Origin of the sequence: Granulicella sp. WH15 (genome assembly GCF_009914315.1) — a bacterium.
Taxonomy (GTDB): Bacteria; Acidobacteriota; Terriglobia; order Terriglobales; family Acidobacteriaceae; genus Edaphobacter.
Genome location: NZ_CP042596.1, coordinates 4,443,750 through 4,460,517, shown reverse-complemented (window position 1 = coordinate 4,460,517; position 16,768 = coordinate 4,443,750). Strand labels below are relative to the sequence as shown.

At 63.9% G+C, this 16,768-nt stretch carries 9 protein-coding genes; 8 read left to right on the top strand and 1 reads right to left on the bottom strand.

Annotated elements, in window-relative coordinates; translation table 11 throughout:
* Positions 1-6: 6 nt before the first annotated feature.
* From FTO74_RS18475 to FTO74_RS18450, 6 genes are all read left to right on the top strand, one after another.
* On the top strand, positions 7-1,299 hold the full coding sequence (locus FTO74_RS18475) for an efflux RND transporter periplasmic adaptor subunit (RefSeq protein WP_162539450.1): 1,293 nt from the start codon (positions 7-9) through the stop codon (positions 1,297-1,299).
* A gap of 11 nt (positions 1,300-1,310) precedes the next feature.
* Entirely contained in the window at positions 1,311-2,759 is a 1,449-nt protein-coding gene (locus FTO74_RS18470; protein ID WP_162539449.1) for an efflux transporter outer membrane subunit, read from the top strand.
* 302 nt (positions 2,760-3,061) lie between these two features.
* The gene (locus tag FTO74_RS18465) at positions 3,062-4,018 is read left to right on the top strand and encodes a 2-keto-3-deoxygluconate permease (protein ID WP_162539448.1); all 957 of its coding nucleotides are present in this window, start codon (positions 3,062-3,064) and stop codon (positions 4,016-4,018) included.
* Positions 4,019-4,347: 329 nt separating this feature from the next.
* The gene (locus FTO74_RS18460) at positions 4,348-6,051 is read left to right on the top strand and encodes a carboxypeptidase-like regulatory domain-containing protein (protein ID WP_162539447.1); all 1,704 of its coding nucleotides are present in this window, start codon (positions 4,348-4,350) and stop codon (positions 6,049-6,051) included.
* The gene (locus FTO74_RS18455) at positions 5,936-7,732 is read left to right on the top strand and encodes a TonB-dependent receptor (protein WP_162540000.1); all 1,797 of its coding nucleotides are present in this window, start codon (positions 5,936-5,938) and stop codon (positions 7,730-7,732) included. Before FTO74_RS18460 ends, FTO74_RS18455 begins: the two co-directional genes overlap by 116 nt.
* Positions 7,733-7,752: 20 nt before the next feature.
* The gene (locus FTO74_RS18450; RefSeq protein ID WP_162539446.1) at positions 7,753-8,952 is read left to right on the top strand and encodes a substrate-binding domain-containing protein; all 1,200 of its coding nucleotides are present in this window, start codon (positions 7,753-7,755) and stop codon (positions 8,950-8,952) included.
* On the opposite strand, the gene FTO74_RS18445 is transcribed toward FTO74_RS18450, so the two are convergent.
* Positions 8,949-10,385, bottom strand: coding sequence for an MFS transporter (locus FTO74_RS18445; RefSeq protein WP_162539445.1), 1,437 nt, complete (start codon positions 10,383-10,385; stop codon positions 8,949-8,951). The genes FTO74_RS18450 and FTO74_RS18445 overlap by 4 nt on opposite strands.
* Positions 10,386-10,518: 133 nt before the next feature.
* Here FTO74_RS18445 and FTO74_RS18440 point away from each other — a divergent pair, with 133 nt between their 5' ends.
* Positions 10,519-12,531: an amidohydrolase family protein gene (locus FTO74_RS18440; RefSeq protein ID WP_162539444.1), complete on the top strand. Its 2,013-nt coding sequence runs from the start codon at positions 10,519-10,521 to the stop codon at positions 12,529-12,531.
* A 564-nt stretch (positions 12,532-13,095) separates the two neighbouring features.
* The gene (locus tag FTO74_RS18435) at positions 13,096-16,722 is read left to right on the top strand and encodes a TonB-dependent receptor (protein ID WP_162539443.1); all 3,627 of its coding nucleotides are present in this window, start codon (positions 13,096-13,098) and stop codon (positions 16,720-16,722) included.
* Positions 16,723-16,768: the final 46 nt, after the last annotated feature.

Here is a 16,768-nt window from a genome sequence, read left to right as displayed (position 1 = left end):
AGCGCGATGAGCTCCGAACAGCAGAAGAGAGAAGCAGCAGCGAATGCACCCGTGTCCAGGCACAGTGAAGTGCACGGCTTCGAGCAGTTGAAGCAGGAGAACCCGAAGGTCTCGCGCGGATCGCTCCTCGTCCTCGTCCTGATTGTTCTGGTCGTGGCGGCCGTACTCGCCATCTTCGGCATCGCGCGTCGCAAGCACGAAGGCTCCGAGCTTGCGAAGTACACCGATGTCACCGCCGCGCCTCCCGTGGCGCTCGAGAAGCCTGCCTTGCAGCAGACGGCGCAGGAGATCGTCCTGCCCGGCAACGTGCAGGCATTCACCCTCGCGCCCATCTACGCCCGCACCACCGGCTACGTCAAAACCTGGTCCCACGACATCGGCTCCCACGTGCGCAAGGGCGACCTGCTCGCCATCATCGAGACGCCCGAGCTTGACCAGCAACTCGCTCAGGCCAAGGCCGATCTCGCCACCGCCCAGAGCAACGCCGCCCTGTCCAAGATCACCGCCTCTCGTTACGGCGACCTGATCGGCAAGAACGCGGTCTCGCAGCAGGACACCGATAACGCCACCAACGATCTCACCGCCCGCACCACCCAGGTCAACTCCGCCCAGGCCAACGTCCGCCGCCTCGAGGAGCTGGTCTCCTTCGAGCGCATCGTGGCTCCCTTCGACGGCGTCGTCACCGCGCGTAACATCGACATCGGCCAGCTCATCTCGGCCACCGGCAGCACCACCACAGCCGGAGCGGGTACCGTCACCGCCAGCCGCGAGATCTTCGATATCTCGGCCAACCGCACGCTGCGCGTCTTCATCAACGTGCCCCAGATCTACGCGCCCGACGCCACCAACGGTACGCTGGCCAGCCTCACGCTGCCGCAGTACCCCGGCCGCAAGTTCGAAGGCCACCTCGTCCGCACCTCGAACGCCGTCGATCCCGCCACCCGCACGCTGCTTGCCGAAGTCGACGTCGACAACAAGACCGGCGAGCTGCTCCCCGGCAGCTACACCGAGGTCCACCTCCACGTCTCCCACTCAGCGCCCGCGCTCATCGTGCCGGTCAACGCGCTCATCCTCGAGTCCGACGGCCTCCGCATTGCCACAGTCGATTCGGCGAACCACATTCGCATGGTCCGCGTCACCCCCGGCCGCGACTTTGGCTCAACAGTCGAGATCCTCAGTGGCCTCGAGCCCGGACAGGGCATCGTCGCCAACCCCTCGGACTCCCTCACCGACGGCCAGGAGGTCCGCGTAGTCAACCCCGCCGACAACAAGCCTGCACCCACTACGGGAGCCAAGTGAGGAGTCGAGTGATGAACCTTCGCCATCTCTCCAATCAGACCGCACTCTTTGCCCTGCTGGTACTGGCAGGTTGCAAGGTCGGGCCCAACTACACCAAGGCCCCCGCGATGCCCGCGCCTCCGCCCGCGGCCTACTCGGACAACGGCCACAACGGCGCCTGGACCACCGCCACGCCAGCCGACGGCACCGATCGCGGCACCTGGTGGGCCATCTACCAGGATGCGCAGCTCAACACGCTCGAGCAGCAGTGCGCCACGGCCAACCAGAACATCGCCGCGGCCCTGCACGCCTACGAGCAGGCCCACGACCTCGTCCGCGAGGTTCACTCCTCGCTCTTCCCCACGGTCTCGCTCGGCGGCTCCGCCAATCGCAATCGCATCTCCAGCACCCGGCCCCTGCGCCCGGCCAACTCGGCTCAGGACTACTGGGACTTCCTCATTCCCCTCAACATCTCCTGGGAGCCCGATCTCTGGGGCGCGGTCCGCCGCCAGATCGAGTCCGCCTCGGCCAGCGCGCAGGCCTCTGCAGCCGATCTCGCCAACACCCGCCTCAGCCTGCAAGGGATGCTGGCCACCACCTACCTCCAGATCCGCGGCATCGACCTGCAGGCCCAGCTCCTCCGCTCTACGATCGAGGCCTTTGCTGCCTCCCTCCAACTCACCAAGGACCGCTTCACCGGCGGCCTGGCCAGCGAGAGCGACGTAGAGCAGGCCACCGCGCAGCTCGAAGAGACCCGTGCCCAGTTGGTCGATCTCGGCGTGCAGCGCGCCCAGTACGAGCACGCCATCGCCGTGCTGGTCGGCGTCGCCGCCACCGGCTTCCATATCGCGGAGAATCCCATCGTCGGCGATCCGCCCAGCATCCCCACGGGCATTCCCTCCGAGCTGCTCCAGCGCCGCCCGGACATCGCCACCGCCGAGCGCCGCGTCGCCTCGGCCAACGCGCTCATCGGCGTAGCCAAAGCCGCCTACTACCCCACCGTCAGCCTGGGAGCCTCGGGCAGCATCGAGAGCGACGCCATCACCAGCCTCTTCAACTCGGGCAGCGCTGGCTGGAACGCCGGTCCCGGCATCAACGAGACCCTCTTCGACGCCGGACGCAGAAAGGCGCAGGTCGACTACGCCCTCGCCCAGCGCGAGCAGGCTACCGCGCTCTATCGCCAGCAGGTACTCTCGGCCTTCCGCGACGTGGAAGACCAGTTGGCCGCGCTCCGCGTACTCGAAGAGGAGGCAGCCGTTCAGGACCGCGCCGTAGCCTCGGCCAGGCGCAGCACCGAGCTGGCCACGCTGCGTTACAAGCGCGGCCTCGCCCTGTACCTCGAGGTACTCACCGACCAGACCATCGAGCTGACAGACGAGCGTGCCGCCGCCGCCCTCACGGCCCGCCGCATCGTAGCCGCCGCCCAACTCCAGATCGCCCTGGGCGGAGGTTGGGACGCAACCCAGCTCCCCAAAAACTAACCCGTACCGTCTTCTTCTGACCTGTGGCCGCTTCTGCAGCCACAGGTCTTTTGTTTGCTTTTGCTGTTGTTTGTTCTCTTGGTTGTCATTCAGGAGCGAAGCGGAGGAATCTGCTTCTGTTTTTGTTCTTGCCGTTGCTTTTGAGTAGGTCCGGGCTTTAGCCCGAGGGATGCTTTTCTCTCCCAGCCACAAAACAAAGGCAAAATCGCCCTCACGCCGGGCGGGCGGCACTTCGTGTGGTTTTGGACGCTTCGCGTGTCAGTTCACTTCTCCCGGCCCTAGAATGGTGCGAGCCAAAAACTATGAAGATCAAGGCCACAATCGAGCAGCTTCCCGGCGGCATGATGATGGTCCCCCTCGCCTGTGGCGCACTGATCGCCACCTTCGCTCCTCACGCCGGTCCCTTCTTCGGCTCCTTCACCAACGCCCTCTTCACCGGCGCACTCCCCATCCTGGCCGTCTTCTACGTCTGCATGGGCTCGACTATCTCGGCCCACTCGCTCCCCATCATCGTGCGTCGCGGCGGCGCGCTGATGGCGGCCAAGATCGCTCTCGGCATCCTGACCGGCACCATCCTGGGCCACTTCTTAGGCTCCCGCCCGGTCACCTCCGGCTGGTTCGCGGGCCTCTCCACCCTGGCTGTGGTCGCGGCCATCAACGACACCAACGGCGGCCTCTACATGGCCTTGATGCGCCGCTACGGCAGCGCCCAGGACGCGGCCTCCTACGCGGTCATGGCGCTCGAGTCCGGCCCCTTCCTCACCATGGTCACGCTCGGCGTCGCGGGCCTCTCGGCTTTTCCGTGGCAGACGATGCTGGGCGCGATCCTGCCCCTCTGCGTGGGCATGTTGCTCGGCAACCTCGACCCGGAGATGCGTTCCTTCTTGGGCCAGGGCGCTCCGGTGATGATCCCGTTCTTCGCCTTTGCGCTGGGCACCACGCTGGACCTGCACCTGGTCTGGACCGCCGGAGCTCTGGGCCTCGGCCTCGGCCTTGCAACACTCGCAGGCTCGGCCCTGGTTCTGATGACAGTAGACCGGCTGATTGGCGGCAACGGCACGGCGGGCATCGCGGCAGCCACCACGGCGGGCAACGCCGCCGCAGTCCCCATGCTGGTGGCAGCAGCCAATCCCGAGTATGCAGCCGCGGCTAAGTCGGCGACGGTGCTGGTAGCCGCCAGCGTAGTCGTAACCAGCCTGCTGGCCCCGCCACTGACCGCATGGTGGTACGCGCGCGTCCGCCGGGGCAGGTCAGAGTAAGTTCTGAGAGCTGGTTCGGAATCAGATCCGATCTGCGGAATAGATGCTCGCCACCTGCAAAGCCGCTTTTCGGAGACGGCACCAATCCGGTATCCAGAGAAAAACGCACAGATCCCTCATATTTATTGATCTTTCCCGTTTCGTCCCGCCCCGCACCCCGCACAGGTCGGACCGCATGACGGAACAACCGGTTCCCGCCACCCGGAGGCGAGCCAGCACCGTTGACACCATTTCCACGGCATCGGTACGGTTGCGCTCGATTCATGACACCTGCCTGCCGGACGTCCGGGTTGTACTCGCTGGTCAGCGTGGTGAACAGGAGCCCTCCGATGTCGACGCGAACTCTGAAATACGTGCTGGTTCTGGTTACGTTTGTCTTAAGCGCTGTGACGACGCGAGATGCCGCCGCGCAGAACACCACGGGAACGATCACCGGACGCCTGACCGACCCGACCGGAGCCATCGTCTCCGGGGCGAAGGTGACGGTGCGCAACACCGGCACCTCGGGTAGCCGCACCCTGACCACCGACAGCTCCGGCGACTTCACCGCGACCCTCCTGCTCCCCGGAGCCTACATGGTGACGGCGGAGATGCAGGGCTTCAAGACCGAAGTGCGGAACGGCATCACCCTGCAGGTGGACCAGACCGTACGCGTAGACATGGCGCTCTCGATCGGCACCATGGACGAGCGGATCGAGGTCAACGCCAACTCGCTGACGCTCGACACCGACTCCTCCTCCATCGGACAGGTCATCGACCAGAAGCAGGTGACCGAGCTGCCCTTGAACGGCCGCAGCTTCGTAAGCCTGCTCTTCCTCGAGCCGGGCGCGGTGCAGACCGGCGGCGAGCAATCGACCTACCGTTACGGCGCGGGTGACGCCATCAGCATCGGCGGCGGAGTAAGTGCCTCAAACAGTTACACATTAGACGGCACAACCATCACCGATACGTCCTACGTAACCCCGGCCTTCGATATCTCGGTCGACGCCGTGCAGGAGTTCAAGGAGCAGACCAAGACCTACTCGGCTGAGTACGGCTTCGGCGCAAATCAAGTGAACCTGAGCACCAAGTCGGGCACCAACAGCCTGCACGGCAGCGCCTTCGAGTTCATCCGCAACACAGCCGTGGACGCGCGCAATTACTTCAACGTCTACCCGCAGCCGGTGGCCCCGCTCAAGCAGAACCAGTTCGGCTACTCGCTGGGCGGCCCGATCCTTATTCCTCATATCTACAACGGCCGCAACAAGACCTTCTTCTTCGCCAACTTCGAGGGAATGCGTATCCGCTCTCAGCAGACGGTGACGGGTTACATGCCGACCAGCGACGAGCTGAACGGCATCTTCCAGACCTCATCCTTCAACCCCAATCCCAATGCGACCATCATCGACCCACTGACGCAGCTTCCGTTCACCACCAACGCAAACGGCGCGTATGTCATTCCAAGCACGCGCTTCTCGCGCCTGGGCAAGCTGGCCGCGGCTGAGCTATTCGCTCCGCCAAATGCGACGGCCGCAGGCTACAACTACAGCACCAACTCGCCCTTCACCGTCACCTCCAACCAGCAGACCTACCGCATCGACCACGTGATCGGCCCCAAGGATTCCATCTTCGGCCGCACCACAATCGCCGACGTGTACGTGCTGAACCCCGCGCTGACCAAGTACACGACCTCTTCGCAGAATCAGGTGACGCGCAACTACCAACTTACTGAGACCCACATCTTCAACCCCAACCTGTTGAACCAGGTCCGCGTGGGCTACCTGGAGGCGCAGGTGCTGCGGCTCGGCTACCAGATCACGCAGGCCGACGCAGCGGCTCTGGGCTTCAGCAACATCTTCCAGATGCCGGACGCGAACTATCCCGTGCTCGGCCTGAGCGCCGGTCTGGCGCAGACATCGGGCAGCAGCGCCACGCAGAATCTCAGCTCGGTGGCGGCCCGCGAACCTGCCCACGGGCAGCCTGCAACCCGCGTGGGACCTCTCCGACTCCATCTCCTACACGCGTGGCCGCCACACCTTCAACTTCGGCTTTGACTGGCGCGACGTCGTGCTGGACCGGCAGAGCACGGTGAACCCCGAAGGAAACTTCACCTTCGACGGCTCGCTAAGCCACAACCAGATCGCCGACCTGCTGCTGGGCACGCCGCTGAAGGCGCAGGACGCGCAGCCCGGTCCGATCTCCGACGTGCAGACGGGCAACTCGGTCCACATCCACTTCAAAGCCTGGGCACCCTACCTGCAAGACGACTGGAAGGTAACCCCCAAGCTGACACTGAACATGGGCGTGCGCTATGACTTCCAGACCATTCCCTATGAGGAGCAGAACCACATGGCCTGGTTCAATCCAGCCAACGGCGGCGGTCTCTTCATGGCCAACGCGGCGGTGGCCCAGACCTACGGCGGCGGCCTCTACACCGCCGATGGACAGCGCGGACCAGGGCCTGCGGTGAAGAACGTATGGGCACCGCGCTTCGGATTCGCCTTCCGTCCCTTCGCCAACGCCACCACGGTCTTCCGCGGCGGTTACGGCATCTTCTACGACACCTTCGAGACCAACGAGTTCGTTTCCTCCACCGCGGTCTTTCCCTTCGCGCCGACGCAGCTCTACACCTCCACTGCGGTCAAAGGTCCCATCTACCAGACTGACACCCTCTTCCCGCCTCTCTCCGTCGGGGCGGCGACTCCGGCGACCTTCATCAACGGAAGCCTGCAGATCGCCGCGCAGCACAAGCTGAACCCCTACGTGCAGGACTACTCGCTGGGTGTGGAGCAGCAGCTCGACAGCAAGACGATCTTCACGCTGGAGTACGTGGGCAACAAGGGCACGCACCTGAACATTCGCACCAACCCCAACCAGCCCACGCCCTGCAATGCCACCACAAACTGCAACCCGTCGGATACCTCTGTTGCGAACAAGACAGCGCGGCGGCCTTACAAGAACCTCGGCCTGGTGATCCTCGAGGACTGGAGCGGCTATTCGAATTACAACGCGCTAAACGCAAAGGTGGAGCGTCGCTCGAAGAACATCACGCTGAGCGCGGGCTATGCCTGGTCGAAGATGATGGACATCAAGAGTGCCGCTGCAGCCCTCACAGGCGATGCAGGCGGAGCTTACGGCTTCCAGAACGGTCACTGCCCCCGCTGCGACTACGCGCGGTCGTCCTACGACGTAGGCCAGCGCTTTGTCCTGAGCGCGCTCTACAACCTGCCCTTCGGCGAAGAGCAGCGCATCGGCGCAACGACGCCGGTGGTGGTGCGCAAGATCATCAGCGGCTGGCAGGTCAACGCCATCGGCACACTGCAGGGCGGCTTCCCCTTCTCCATCGCTGGCTCCGATGTAGGCAGCATCAACGAGGCCAACTCGGAGCGCGCAAACGAGGTTGGCAACCCTTTCCCGGCAGGTTTTGTGAAGAACATCAACCACTGGTTCAACCCCGCTGCCTTCGCCAATCCCGCACCCGGCTTCTTCGGTACTTCGTCGCGCAACCTGCTGCGCGGCCCAGGACTCGCAAACCTGGATATGTCGGTGATGAAGAACGTGAAGATCAGGCCAGTGGATATTCAACTGCGGATCGAGTCGTTCAACGTACTCAACCACCCAGAGTTCGGCACGCCGAACAACTCGGTGACGAGCACCAGCCTCGGCACCATCACGACGACGAACTCCTACGTGGCGGCGCGCCAGAATCAGGCCGCCGTGCGCATCACGTTCTAAGTCAAAGGAGCAGGGATTTGATGGAAGAGTTGGAAGATCCAAGCGATCTGCTGCTGGATGACGAAGACGATCTGGAGACGCCCACGCGGCGCGGCGACCGCAACGAGTCGGTCACCGTGCTGCGTGCGTGCGAGGTGCTCAAGGCGTTTCGCCATCGCGGAGAAGAGCTTCACCTGGCCGAGATCGTAAGCCGTACCGGGCTTCCCAAGACCACGACGTTTCGCCTACTGCGCACGCTGGTACACGGCGGGTTGCTCGAGCGAGCAGGCGCAGGCGTCTATCGCAACCGCTTCGAGACCGTGGCGACGCGGCAGCTCCGCATCGGCTTCGCCGCGCAGGGCGACTCCGAGTTCTGCCGCTCGGTGATGCAGAACATCGAGACGGCGGCGGCGCGCGAGCATGTCCACCTCATCACGGTGAACAACCGCTACTCGGCCCGCGAGGCGCTGCGCAACGCGGATCTGCTCATCAGGGAAGGCGTCGACCTGATTCTGGAGTTCCAGACCTACGAGCGTGTAGCCCCGGTGATTGCCTCCAAGTTTCTCGAGGCCAACACCCCGGTGATCGCCATCGAGATCCCGCATCCGGGAGCGACCTACTTCGGGGCCAACAATTACAAGGCCGGGCTCATCGGCGGCAAGGCGCTGAGCCGTTGGGCACGCGAGCACTGGGGCGGCATGTTCGACCAGCTTGTCCTGCTCGAGTTACCCATCGCAGGATCGCTGCTGGAACTGCGCATCACCGGCTTTGCAGACGGCCTGCGCACCGAGCTTCCGAGCAGCGGCAACGTGCCGATCGCTCACCTCGACGGGCGCGGCGACTTCGAGCAGATCCTTGGCGTGATGCGGCAGTACCTGCGTCGTACGCCGGTGCGCCGAACTCTGATCGGCGCGGTCAACGACGTGTGTGCGCTGGCTGCGCTGCGAGCCTTCGACGAGGCAGGCATCAGCGAGTACTGCGCGGTGGTGGGGCAGAATGCAATCCTCGATGCACGCAATGAGCTGCGCCGCCCAGGTACGCGGCTGGTGGGCACGGTCGCGTATTTTCCGGAACGTTACGGCGACGAGATCATTCCGCTGGCCATCGCGATCCTGCAAAAGAAAATGGCCCCTTCGACGATCTTCGTCAAACATCAACTCATCACGCAGCGCAACGTCGACCTGATCTACCCACTGGACAAGGGCCGCAGCTTCGCCCCGGCACTCGTACGGCGTTGCTAATGAGCCTCGGCTTCCAGAGCCTCCAACTCCTGCCGACGATGCCCACTGGTCGTCGCGCCCGCATCCGGCGCAAGGCTGAGCGAGTTGAACACAGGCCCCAGCGCCAGTACTGCCATAAAGAGAATGGCTAGATGAAAGTCCCGTAGCTGAGGCAGAGTAGCCGAGTGCCCACGCGCGTGCGCCACCAGCCGCAGCGTGATCGCCCCGACGGCAACCCCCATGCCCATGCTGAGCTGCATCACCGCCGAGAGAAACCCATTGGCCCGCGACATGCGCTCAGAAGGAATCTCGGTGTACGCCAGCGTGGTCATGCAGGTGAACTCCATCGACCGAAACGCCCCATGCGCAAAGAGAATCACGAGCAGCAACGGAACCGGCGTGGCCGGGCTTAGCGTCGCACACAGCGCCACTGACGCCGCCGTAATCACGCCATTGACGATGAGAATACGGCGGAAACCAAACCGTCGCAGCAAGGGAATGACGATGATCTTCATGCTTAGATCGCCCGCAAAAAGAGCGAGCAGATAAAGCCCGGAGGTGAATGCATTCAGACCAAAGGCGATCTGAAACATGAGCGGCAGCAGAAAGGGAAGCACCGAGACCGCGATGCGAAAGGCGCTGGCCCCATAGACCGAGAGCGCATAGCTGCTGAGCCGCAGCGAGTCGAAGTCAATGAGCGAAGTAGCGGGCTTGCGCCGCGCCACAACGACAGCCAGCACACCACTGAGCAGGCTCAGCGTAAGGATGACGGCGGGCATCTGCCAGCGGTCGCCCTCGCCGCCCAGCTTCTCCATGGCGTAGACGATGCCGGTCGAAGCGCAGCCCGCTAGCAGGAACGTGAGCCAGTCGAAGGGATGATGCTCATCGACGCGGAAGTTCTCCACCCACAGCAGCGTCAGCACCAGCGCGACGACGCCCAGCGGCAGGTTGAGAAAGAAGATCCAGTGCCAGCTCGCATAGGTCGTAATGAACCCACCCAGCGGCGGCCCCAGTACCAGCGCGGTCAGGCCCGGCCAGGTGATGTACGCGATGGCCTGCGTCAACTGGTCCTTGGGCGTCGTGCGCAGCACGATCAGGCGTCCCACCGGCACCATCATGGCTCCGCCGATACCCTGCAAAATCCGCATCAGCGTGAACTGCGTGAGCGTCTGGGAGTATCCGCAGAGCAGCGAGGCAAAGGTGAACAGGGCAATCGCTGTGGCAAAGACCGAGCGCGAGCCGAAGCGGTCGGCTACCCATCCGCTAATGGGGATGAAGACCGCCAGCGTTAACAGGTAGGCCGTCATGCCGATGTTGAGATGGACCGCGCCTACGTGAAAGCTGCGCGCCATCTGGGGCAGCGCCGTGGCGATGACGGTGCCGTCGAGGTTCTCCATGAAGAAGGCTCCGGCGATCAGGGCGGTGACGTATCGCGAGGAACGCAATTTCTTCATAGGAATAGTTTACGAAAGGGAATCGTGCTTTGCTCGTCGTCTGTACCAAGGCAGTGACGGTGCAGATGTTAGCCTCGGGACACGGCCTCGTATGCGATGCCGACTGCGAGTTCAGGAAGGTAGCGAAGCGGCGATGAAGAAGCGTGCGGTCTGTCTATTGGGTATGCTGCTGTTTGCCTCGGCAAGCGCCTGGGCGCAAAAGAAGCCGGTGAGCACGCCCGCTCATCCTCTGGTGGTCGAGCACGGCATCTATAAAGTTCATCTGCTGCTTCACGACATCGGTAGCGAGGAGTACACCGTCACGGAAAGCGGTGGCCACCAAATCTTGACCGCGCAGGTCAGCTTCTCGGACCGCGGCACTAAACGCGGTAGTTCCACCACGCTCGAGATGGACGAGTCTTTCAACCCCATCCGCATCGTCCAGCATCCAGTTCCAGAAGTCGCAGGCGGCGATTCCGTGGCCGAGCTTACGGCGTCCTCGGTGCAGGTGCGCGAGGCCGACGCCAGCCGCACCATCGCCCGCCCCCGCGTGGCCTTCGTGGGCTTCGGAGCCGTGCCCGCCTCGGTGCAGATGATGATGATGCGCTACTGGCGGCGTCACGGCCGTCCGGCCAGCCTGCCGCTGCTGCGCGCCAACGCCCGCGCACTGCCGGTCGAGATCAGATCGGTAGGCTACGATGCCTTCGACTTCCACGGCCACATCCTGCGGCTCGAGCGATACACGGTCGCCAATCTCGTCTTCGGCCGCGAGATCCTGTGGATGAACGACAGCGGCCGCATCGCCGCCATGATGACCTTCGCGGGCGGTCTGCCGCAGGAGCTGGTGCTCGACGAGTACTCCTCCGTGGCGGGCCAGATGGTCCACAGCGCCGTCCAGCAGGAGATGCTCGACCTGGCCGCGCTGGACCGGCAGGTGTCGCCCACGGCGCAGGGCAGCTACGCCATCGCGGGCGCGCGGCTGATCGACGGCACCGGCGCGCCCGCCGTGGAGAACGCCACGGTGCTGGTGCGCGATGGCCGCATCGCCGCTGCTGGCGCGGGCGTCAGCGTCCCGGCCGGCACACGCATCGTCCACGCCGAGGGCCAGTCGCTGCTGCCCGGCCTGTGGGAGATGCACTCGCACTACTCGGGCGTGGAGTTCGGCCCGGCGTTGCTGGCGGCGGGCGTCACCACGGCTCGCGACTGCGGCGGCGAGGTGGAGTTTCTCACCGCAGTGCGCCGGGAGATCGATCAAAAACACGCTCTGGGGCCGCGTCTGTTGCTCGCGGGGCTGATCGACGCAGGCGGCCTGTTGGGCTTCGGAGTTGTGGACGCGAACACCCCCGAGGAGGGCGTGGCGGCGGTCGATGCCTATGCTGATGCGAAGTTCGAGCAGATCAAGGTCTACACGCAGCTTCGGCCCGAAGTCCTGAAGGCCATTACGGCGGAAGCGCATCGCCGCGGCCTGACCGTGACCGGCCACGTGCCCGCGGCAGTCGATGCGTTTGAAGGCGTCGAGGACGGGATGGATCAGATCAATCATCTGCAGTTCGTGACCAAGGCGATGCAGCAGCCGGGTAGCAACGGTCCACTTGACTTGAACTCCGAACGGGCAAAGGCGTTGATTGCCCTGCTGAAGCAGCGGCAGATCGTCATCGACCCGACGGTTGGTTGGGGCGAGATGGCCGGGCATCCGAAGAACATCGACGTGGCCTCGTTCGAGCCGGGTATCCACGCCGCGCCGGAGTCGATGGCGTTCAAGTTTCGCGGGCTGGGAGTTCCGGCTGCCGATGAGGCGAAGTTTCACGAGCGGATGCAGACGAATCTCCGCGTCATCCGCGCGCTTTACGATGCGGGCGTGCCCATCGTCGCGGGCAGCGATACGAACATCATCGGCTACGGCCTGGACCGCGAGCTGGAGCTATATGTCCAAGCTGGAATGACGCCGTTGGCGGCGATCCAGTCGGCTACGCTGGTGCCCGCGCGAGCTATGAAGCTCGACCGCGAACTGGGCACGGTGGAGGTGGGCAAGCGTGCGGATCTGCTGCTGGTGCGGGGCAATCCACTAGCAAAGATCAGCGATCTGCGCCAGGTAGTGAGCGTGGTGAAAGATGGCCGGATGTACGACAGCAAGGCGCTGGGCCGGAGCGTCGGCTTCCAACGCTAAAGTTGGGTTCAATCACAGACCAAGGAGTTTTTCACGCGGGGCGAGCGTTCACAAGCCTTTTTGAAGCTTCGCATGGTCCTCCCGTTGGTCGGAATTGAGAGATGCTCGTTTCCGGCCAATGGGAGACCCCAAGAAGAGCTATCTTGCCTACATCCTCCCCGAAAAGGGTACGAAGTCCAAATAACGCCGGAGATCCTGCCGGTTGCGAACAAGAAGGATCACGCCCGCAGCCATGAAAATTTGAAGGTCACACCAATCCGTCACACCCGCAAGCAGTAGAGATACCCCTTCTGCCTTGAAAGCAGTCCCTCAAAAACGGAATCCGCATTTCCTGCGATGAGCGAATAAACCAACCCTCCGCTTCAACCCCATCCAGCGGAAGCCTTCGAATCATAGCCCTCGCAACACCTTCTCTCCCTCCGTCCGTCGGCCAATCCGAAGGTCAAGCTCGTTGAATCGAAAAACGATACCAATAATTTTCGTATTGACACCAGACTTGCCGAATCCGTATGGTGTGGTCCGTTCATGCACCAGTCACTTTACGTGCGTGCAACGGAGGGACGTATGCGGTTGAAGAGCTGCTGGATCTTGCTGCTGGTTTTGGTTCTCGGGTGGAATCTGGATGGAATGGCGTTTGGACAGGAAGATCGCGGCCGCATCAACGGCCTGGTGACCGATCCCACCGGAGCGGTGGTGCCCAAGGCCGGCGTCACGCTGTTGAACGAAGAGACCGGCGTCACGCTGAGCACCGTCTCCGATGCCGCCGGAGCCTACATCTTCGAGCTGGTCATTCCCGGCGTCTACACCGTCACCGGGTCCAGTGCGGGCTTCAAACAGTACAGCGCCACCCACGTCCGCGTGGAGGTGGCCGCGCACATCGGCATCCCCATCCCGCTCCAGGTCGGCCAGCAGAACGAGCAGGTCACCGTGCAGGGAACCGGCGGCGCCCGGCTCCGCACCGAGGACTCAGTGCTCGGCTACACGGTCGAGTCGCGCTCACTCGCCGAGCTGCCCATCCTCTACAGCAACCCCTTCGACCTGCAACTGCTCGCCCCCGGCATCACCAGCACCAGCCTGCAACCCTCGCACACTTACGAGGGCGGCTCGGAGAGCAGCAAGGTCGACGGCGCGCAGTCCGGCCAGACCGAGTTCACGCTCGACGGCGCGCCCGACACTCGCAACGGCGGCGCGGTCACCACGGCCTACATCCCCTCGCGCGACTTCGTGCAGGAGACCCGCGTCATCACCTCGCCCTACGACGCCTCGCTCGCCCATACCTCGGGCGGCTCGCTCGACACCAGCCTCAAGTCCGGCAGCCGCCAGTTCCACGGCAGCGGAAGCTGGTTCTTCCAGCCTCAGGGCGTCGATGCCCCGGCCTACTCGCTCGGCCCCACCAGCGCCCCGGCCAATAAGTACGATCGCGAGAGCGGCGAGGTCAGCGGCCCCATACTGCCCTCGAAGCTCTTCTTCTTCGGCGGCTACGAGCGCCAGTTCAACCAGCAGGCCGCCAGCACCACCACCCAGACCGTCCCCACCGACGCGGAGAAGAGCGGTGACTTCTCGGCCCTGCTGCCGCTGGGCACCACGCTCTCGAACACGGTGACCTGCCCCGGACACGTGGCCGCGCCGTACAACAGCTACCAGATCTTCGATCCCTTCAAGACCACGCCCGATCCCGACTGCCCCGGCCAGTACACCCGCGCCGCCGTCCCCGGCAACGTCATCACCAACATGCAGACCATCGACCCGGTCGCGGCTAAGATCCTCAGCTTCTATCCGGAGCCGACGGGCTCGGCCGTCGAGACCCCGAACGGAGCCAATAACTTCGTCTCCAACGTCAACAACGTGGATCACTACTGGAACATCGCCACGCGTATCGACTACACGCTCAACGACCGGCAGAAGCTCTTCGGCCACTACATCCACAGCCTGCGCTCGCAGCCCGGCAAGAACGCCTACTACCCCGGAGCCAGCGGCCAGACCCTGACCCTGAAGAACAACGCTATCGCGCTGGACTACGTCGATACGCTGAACGCGACGACGGTCCTCAACGTCCGCTACTCCTTCACGCGCTTCACCACGGTCACCTCGCTCGACGCCAAGACGACTTCGACCGACCTCGGCATCAACCCCAACGCCATCGCGGGTTCGAACCCCGCCGCGCAGGGCTTCCCCCAGGTCAAGATTACCGGCTACGCCACGCTCGGCAACTCCGATCCCGGCTTCGAGGCGGATAACATCCACGTCGCCATGGCTTCTATCTCCAAGTCGCTGGGTCGTCACCAGGTCCGCTTCGGCGTCGAGTGGCGCGAGTACCAGGCCAACCAGTTCAACTCCTCAGGCGAGCACTTCGTCGTTAACGCCCAGGGGACCTACACCAAGGGGCCGGAGAACACTAACGCTACCACTGCTACTATCGGGCAGGCGCTGGCGTCGCTGGAGTTCGGCCAGTCCGAGGGCTCGTCCGAGACCCTCAACGCCGCCACCTCCAACAACACCGACTACACTTCGGGCTACTTCCAGGACGACTGGAAGGTCACGCCCAAGCTCACCGTCAACCTCGGCCTGCGCTACGAGTACGGCAGCCCCGTCCGAGAGCGCCACAACAAGAGCACCACAGGCTTCGCCTTCGACGCGCCCAACCCCGTCGCCGCCCAGGCCCAGGCCAAGTACGCCTCGCTCTATACGGCCTCGGCGGCCAACCCCGCCACGGCCTACTACGCCAGCCCCGGCAGCTTCGCGGTCAACGGCGGCCTCGAGTACGCCACTCCAGGCGGCTCGCAGCAGGCTCTCTGGAGCGGCCAGAAGAAGAACGTCTCGCCGCGCATCGGCTTTGCCTATAACCCCACGCCCAAGCTGGTCATCCGCGGCGGCTACGGCATCTTCTTCAGCCACCTGGCCGAGTACGTGCAGTACGGCAACGCGGTCGGCTTCAGCCAGACCACCAACACCGTGCCCACCAACGACGGCGGCCTCACCTTTGTCTCCAGCCTCGCCAACCCATTCCCCAACGGTCTCATCCAGCCCAGCGGAGCGGGCAACGGCCTGCTCCAATCTATCGGGACGTCGATCACCTTCTTCCCGCAGCACCCCAGCACGCCTTATAATGAGCGTTATTCTCTCGGCTTCCAGTACCAGCTTCCCGCCGACATGATCGTCGAGGCGGACTACGTCGGCAATCAGGGCTACCACATCCGCGTCACGCGCGACTACGATCCGGTCCCCAACAGCCTGCTCAGCACGGACTCGAGCCGCACCGTCGCGCAGACCGCCATCAACACCCGCATGACCCACCTGAGCGCCAATCCCTTCCAGGGCATCGCGATGCCCGGTAACCCCAGCCTGGCCTCCAGCACCACCATCGCCAACAGCCAGCTGGCCAAGCCCTTTCCCGAGTTCACTGGTATCACCGCGCAGGATACCTCCGGCTTCTCCAGCTACAACGCTCTGCAACTCTCGTTGCAGAAGCGCTTCTCGCACGGCTACAACATGACCGTGGCCTACACCAAGTCGCGCTCGCTCGACGCCATCACCTTTCTGAACCCCGGCGACGCCAAGCCCTGGTACGGCGTCTCCAACGGCGACTACCCGCAGGTGCTCGCGGTCTCGGCCATCTATGAGCTGCCCTTCGGCAAGGGCAAGCCCTTCTTCGGCTCGGCTCACGGCGTGCTCGGCGAAGCCATTCGCGGCTTCCAGGTGCAGGGCAGCTATCAGGTGCGCAGTGGCCAGCCGCTCACCTTCAACAACGCCGGAGCCATCCTGCGTCCGGGCGCTACCTTCGCCGACATCGGCAAGAACCCGCACAAAAGCTACACGCAATGGTTCAACACCGCCGCCTTTGTCAACAATCTGCTGACCGGTGTGCAGGGCCAGACGGTCGACAGCGACTGCAAGGCCCACCCCACTACCTGCTACACCAATACGGTACTGGAGTCGAACGTCCGCACCTATCCGCTGCGCTTCAACAACGTTCGCCAGGACTACCAGGACCTGCTGAACGTGGGCGCGCTCAAGAAGTTTAACGTCAAGGAGCGGGTCGACATGATCGTCCGCGCGGAGGCGCTCAACGCGCTCAACCACCCGGTCTACTCGGCTCCCAGCACCGATCCCTCGAGCACCAGCTTCGGAGCCATCACCGGCTTCGGCAACCTATCCCGCATCCTGCAATTCGCAGTAGAAGCCCGCTTCTAGCACTTCGTGCCGTTCTCGGGGCGGTGTGGGTAAGTAATCTTCTGAG

Bases quoted from the DNA above. Each gene is read 5' to 3' on its own strand.
- FTO74_RS18475 (WP_162539450.1), top strand. From the start codon at position 7: ATGAGCTCCGAACAGCAGAAGAGAGAAGCAGCAGCGAATGCACCCGTG.
- FTO74_RS18470 (WP_162539449.1), top strand. From the start codon at position 1,311: ATGAACCTTCGCCATCTCTCCAATCAGACCGCACTCTTTGCCCTGCTG.
- FTO74_RS18465 (WP_162539448.1), top strand. From the start codon at position 3,062: ATGAAGATCAAGGCCACAATCGAGCAGCTTCCCGGCGGCATGATGATG.
- FTO74_RS18460 (WP_162539447.1), top strand. From the start codon at position 4,348: ATGTCGACGCGAACTCTGAAATACGTGCTGGTTCTGGTTACGTTTGTC.
- FTO74_RS18450 (WP_162539446.1), top strand. From the start codon at position 7,753: ATGGAAGAGTTGGAAGATCCAAGCGATCTGCTGCTGGATGACGAAGAC.
- FTO74_RS18445 (WP_162539445.1), bottom strand. From the start codon at position 10,385: ATGAAGAAATTGCGTTCCTCGCGATACGTCACCGCCCTGATCGCCGGA.
- FTO74_RS18440 (WP_162539444.1), top strand. From the start codon at position 10,519: ATGAAGAAGCGTGCGGTCTGTCTATTGGGTATGCTGCTGTTTGCCTCG.
- FTO74_RS18435 (WP_162539443.1), top strand. From the start codon at position 13,096: ATGCGGTTGAAGAGCTGCTGGATCTTGCTGCTGGTTTTGGTTCTCGGG.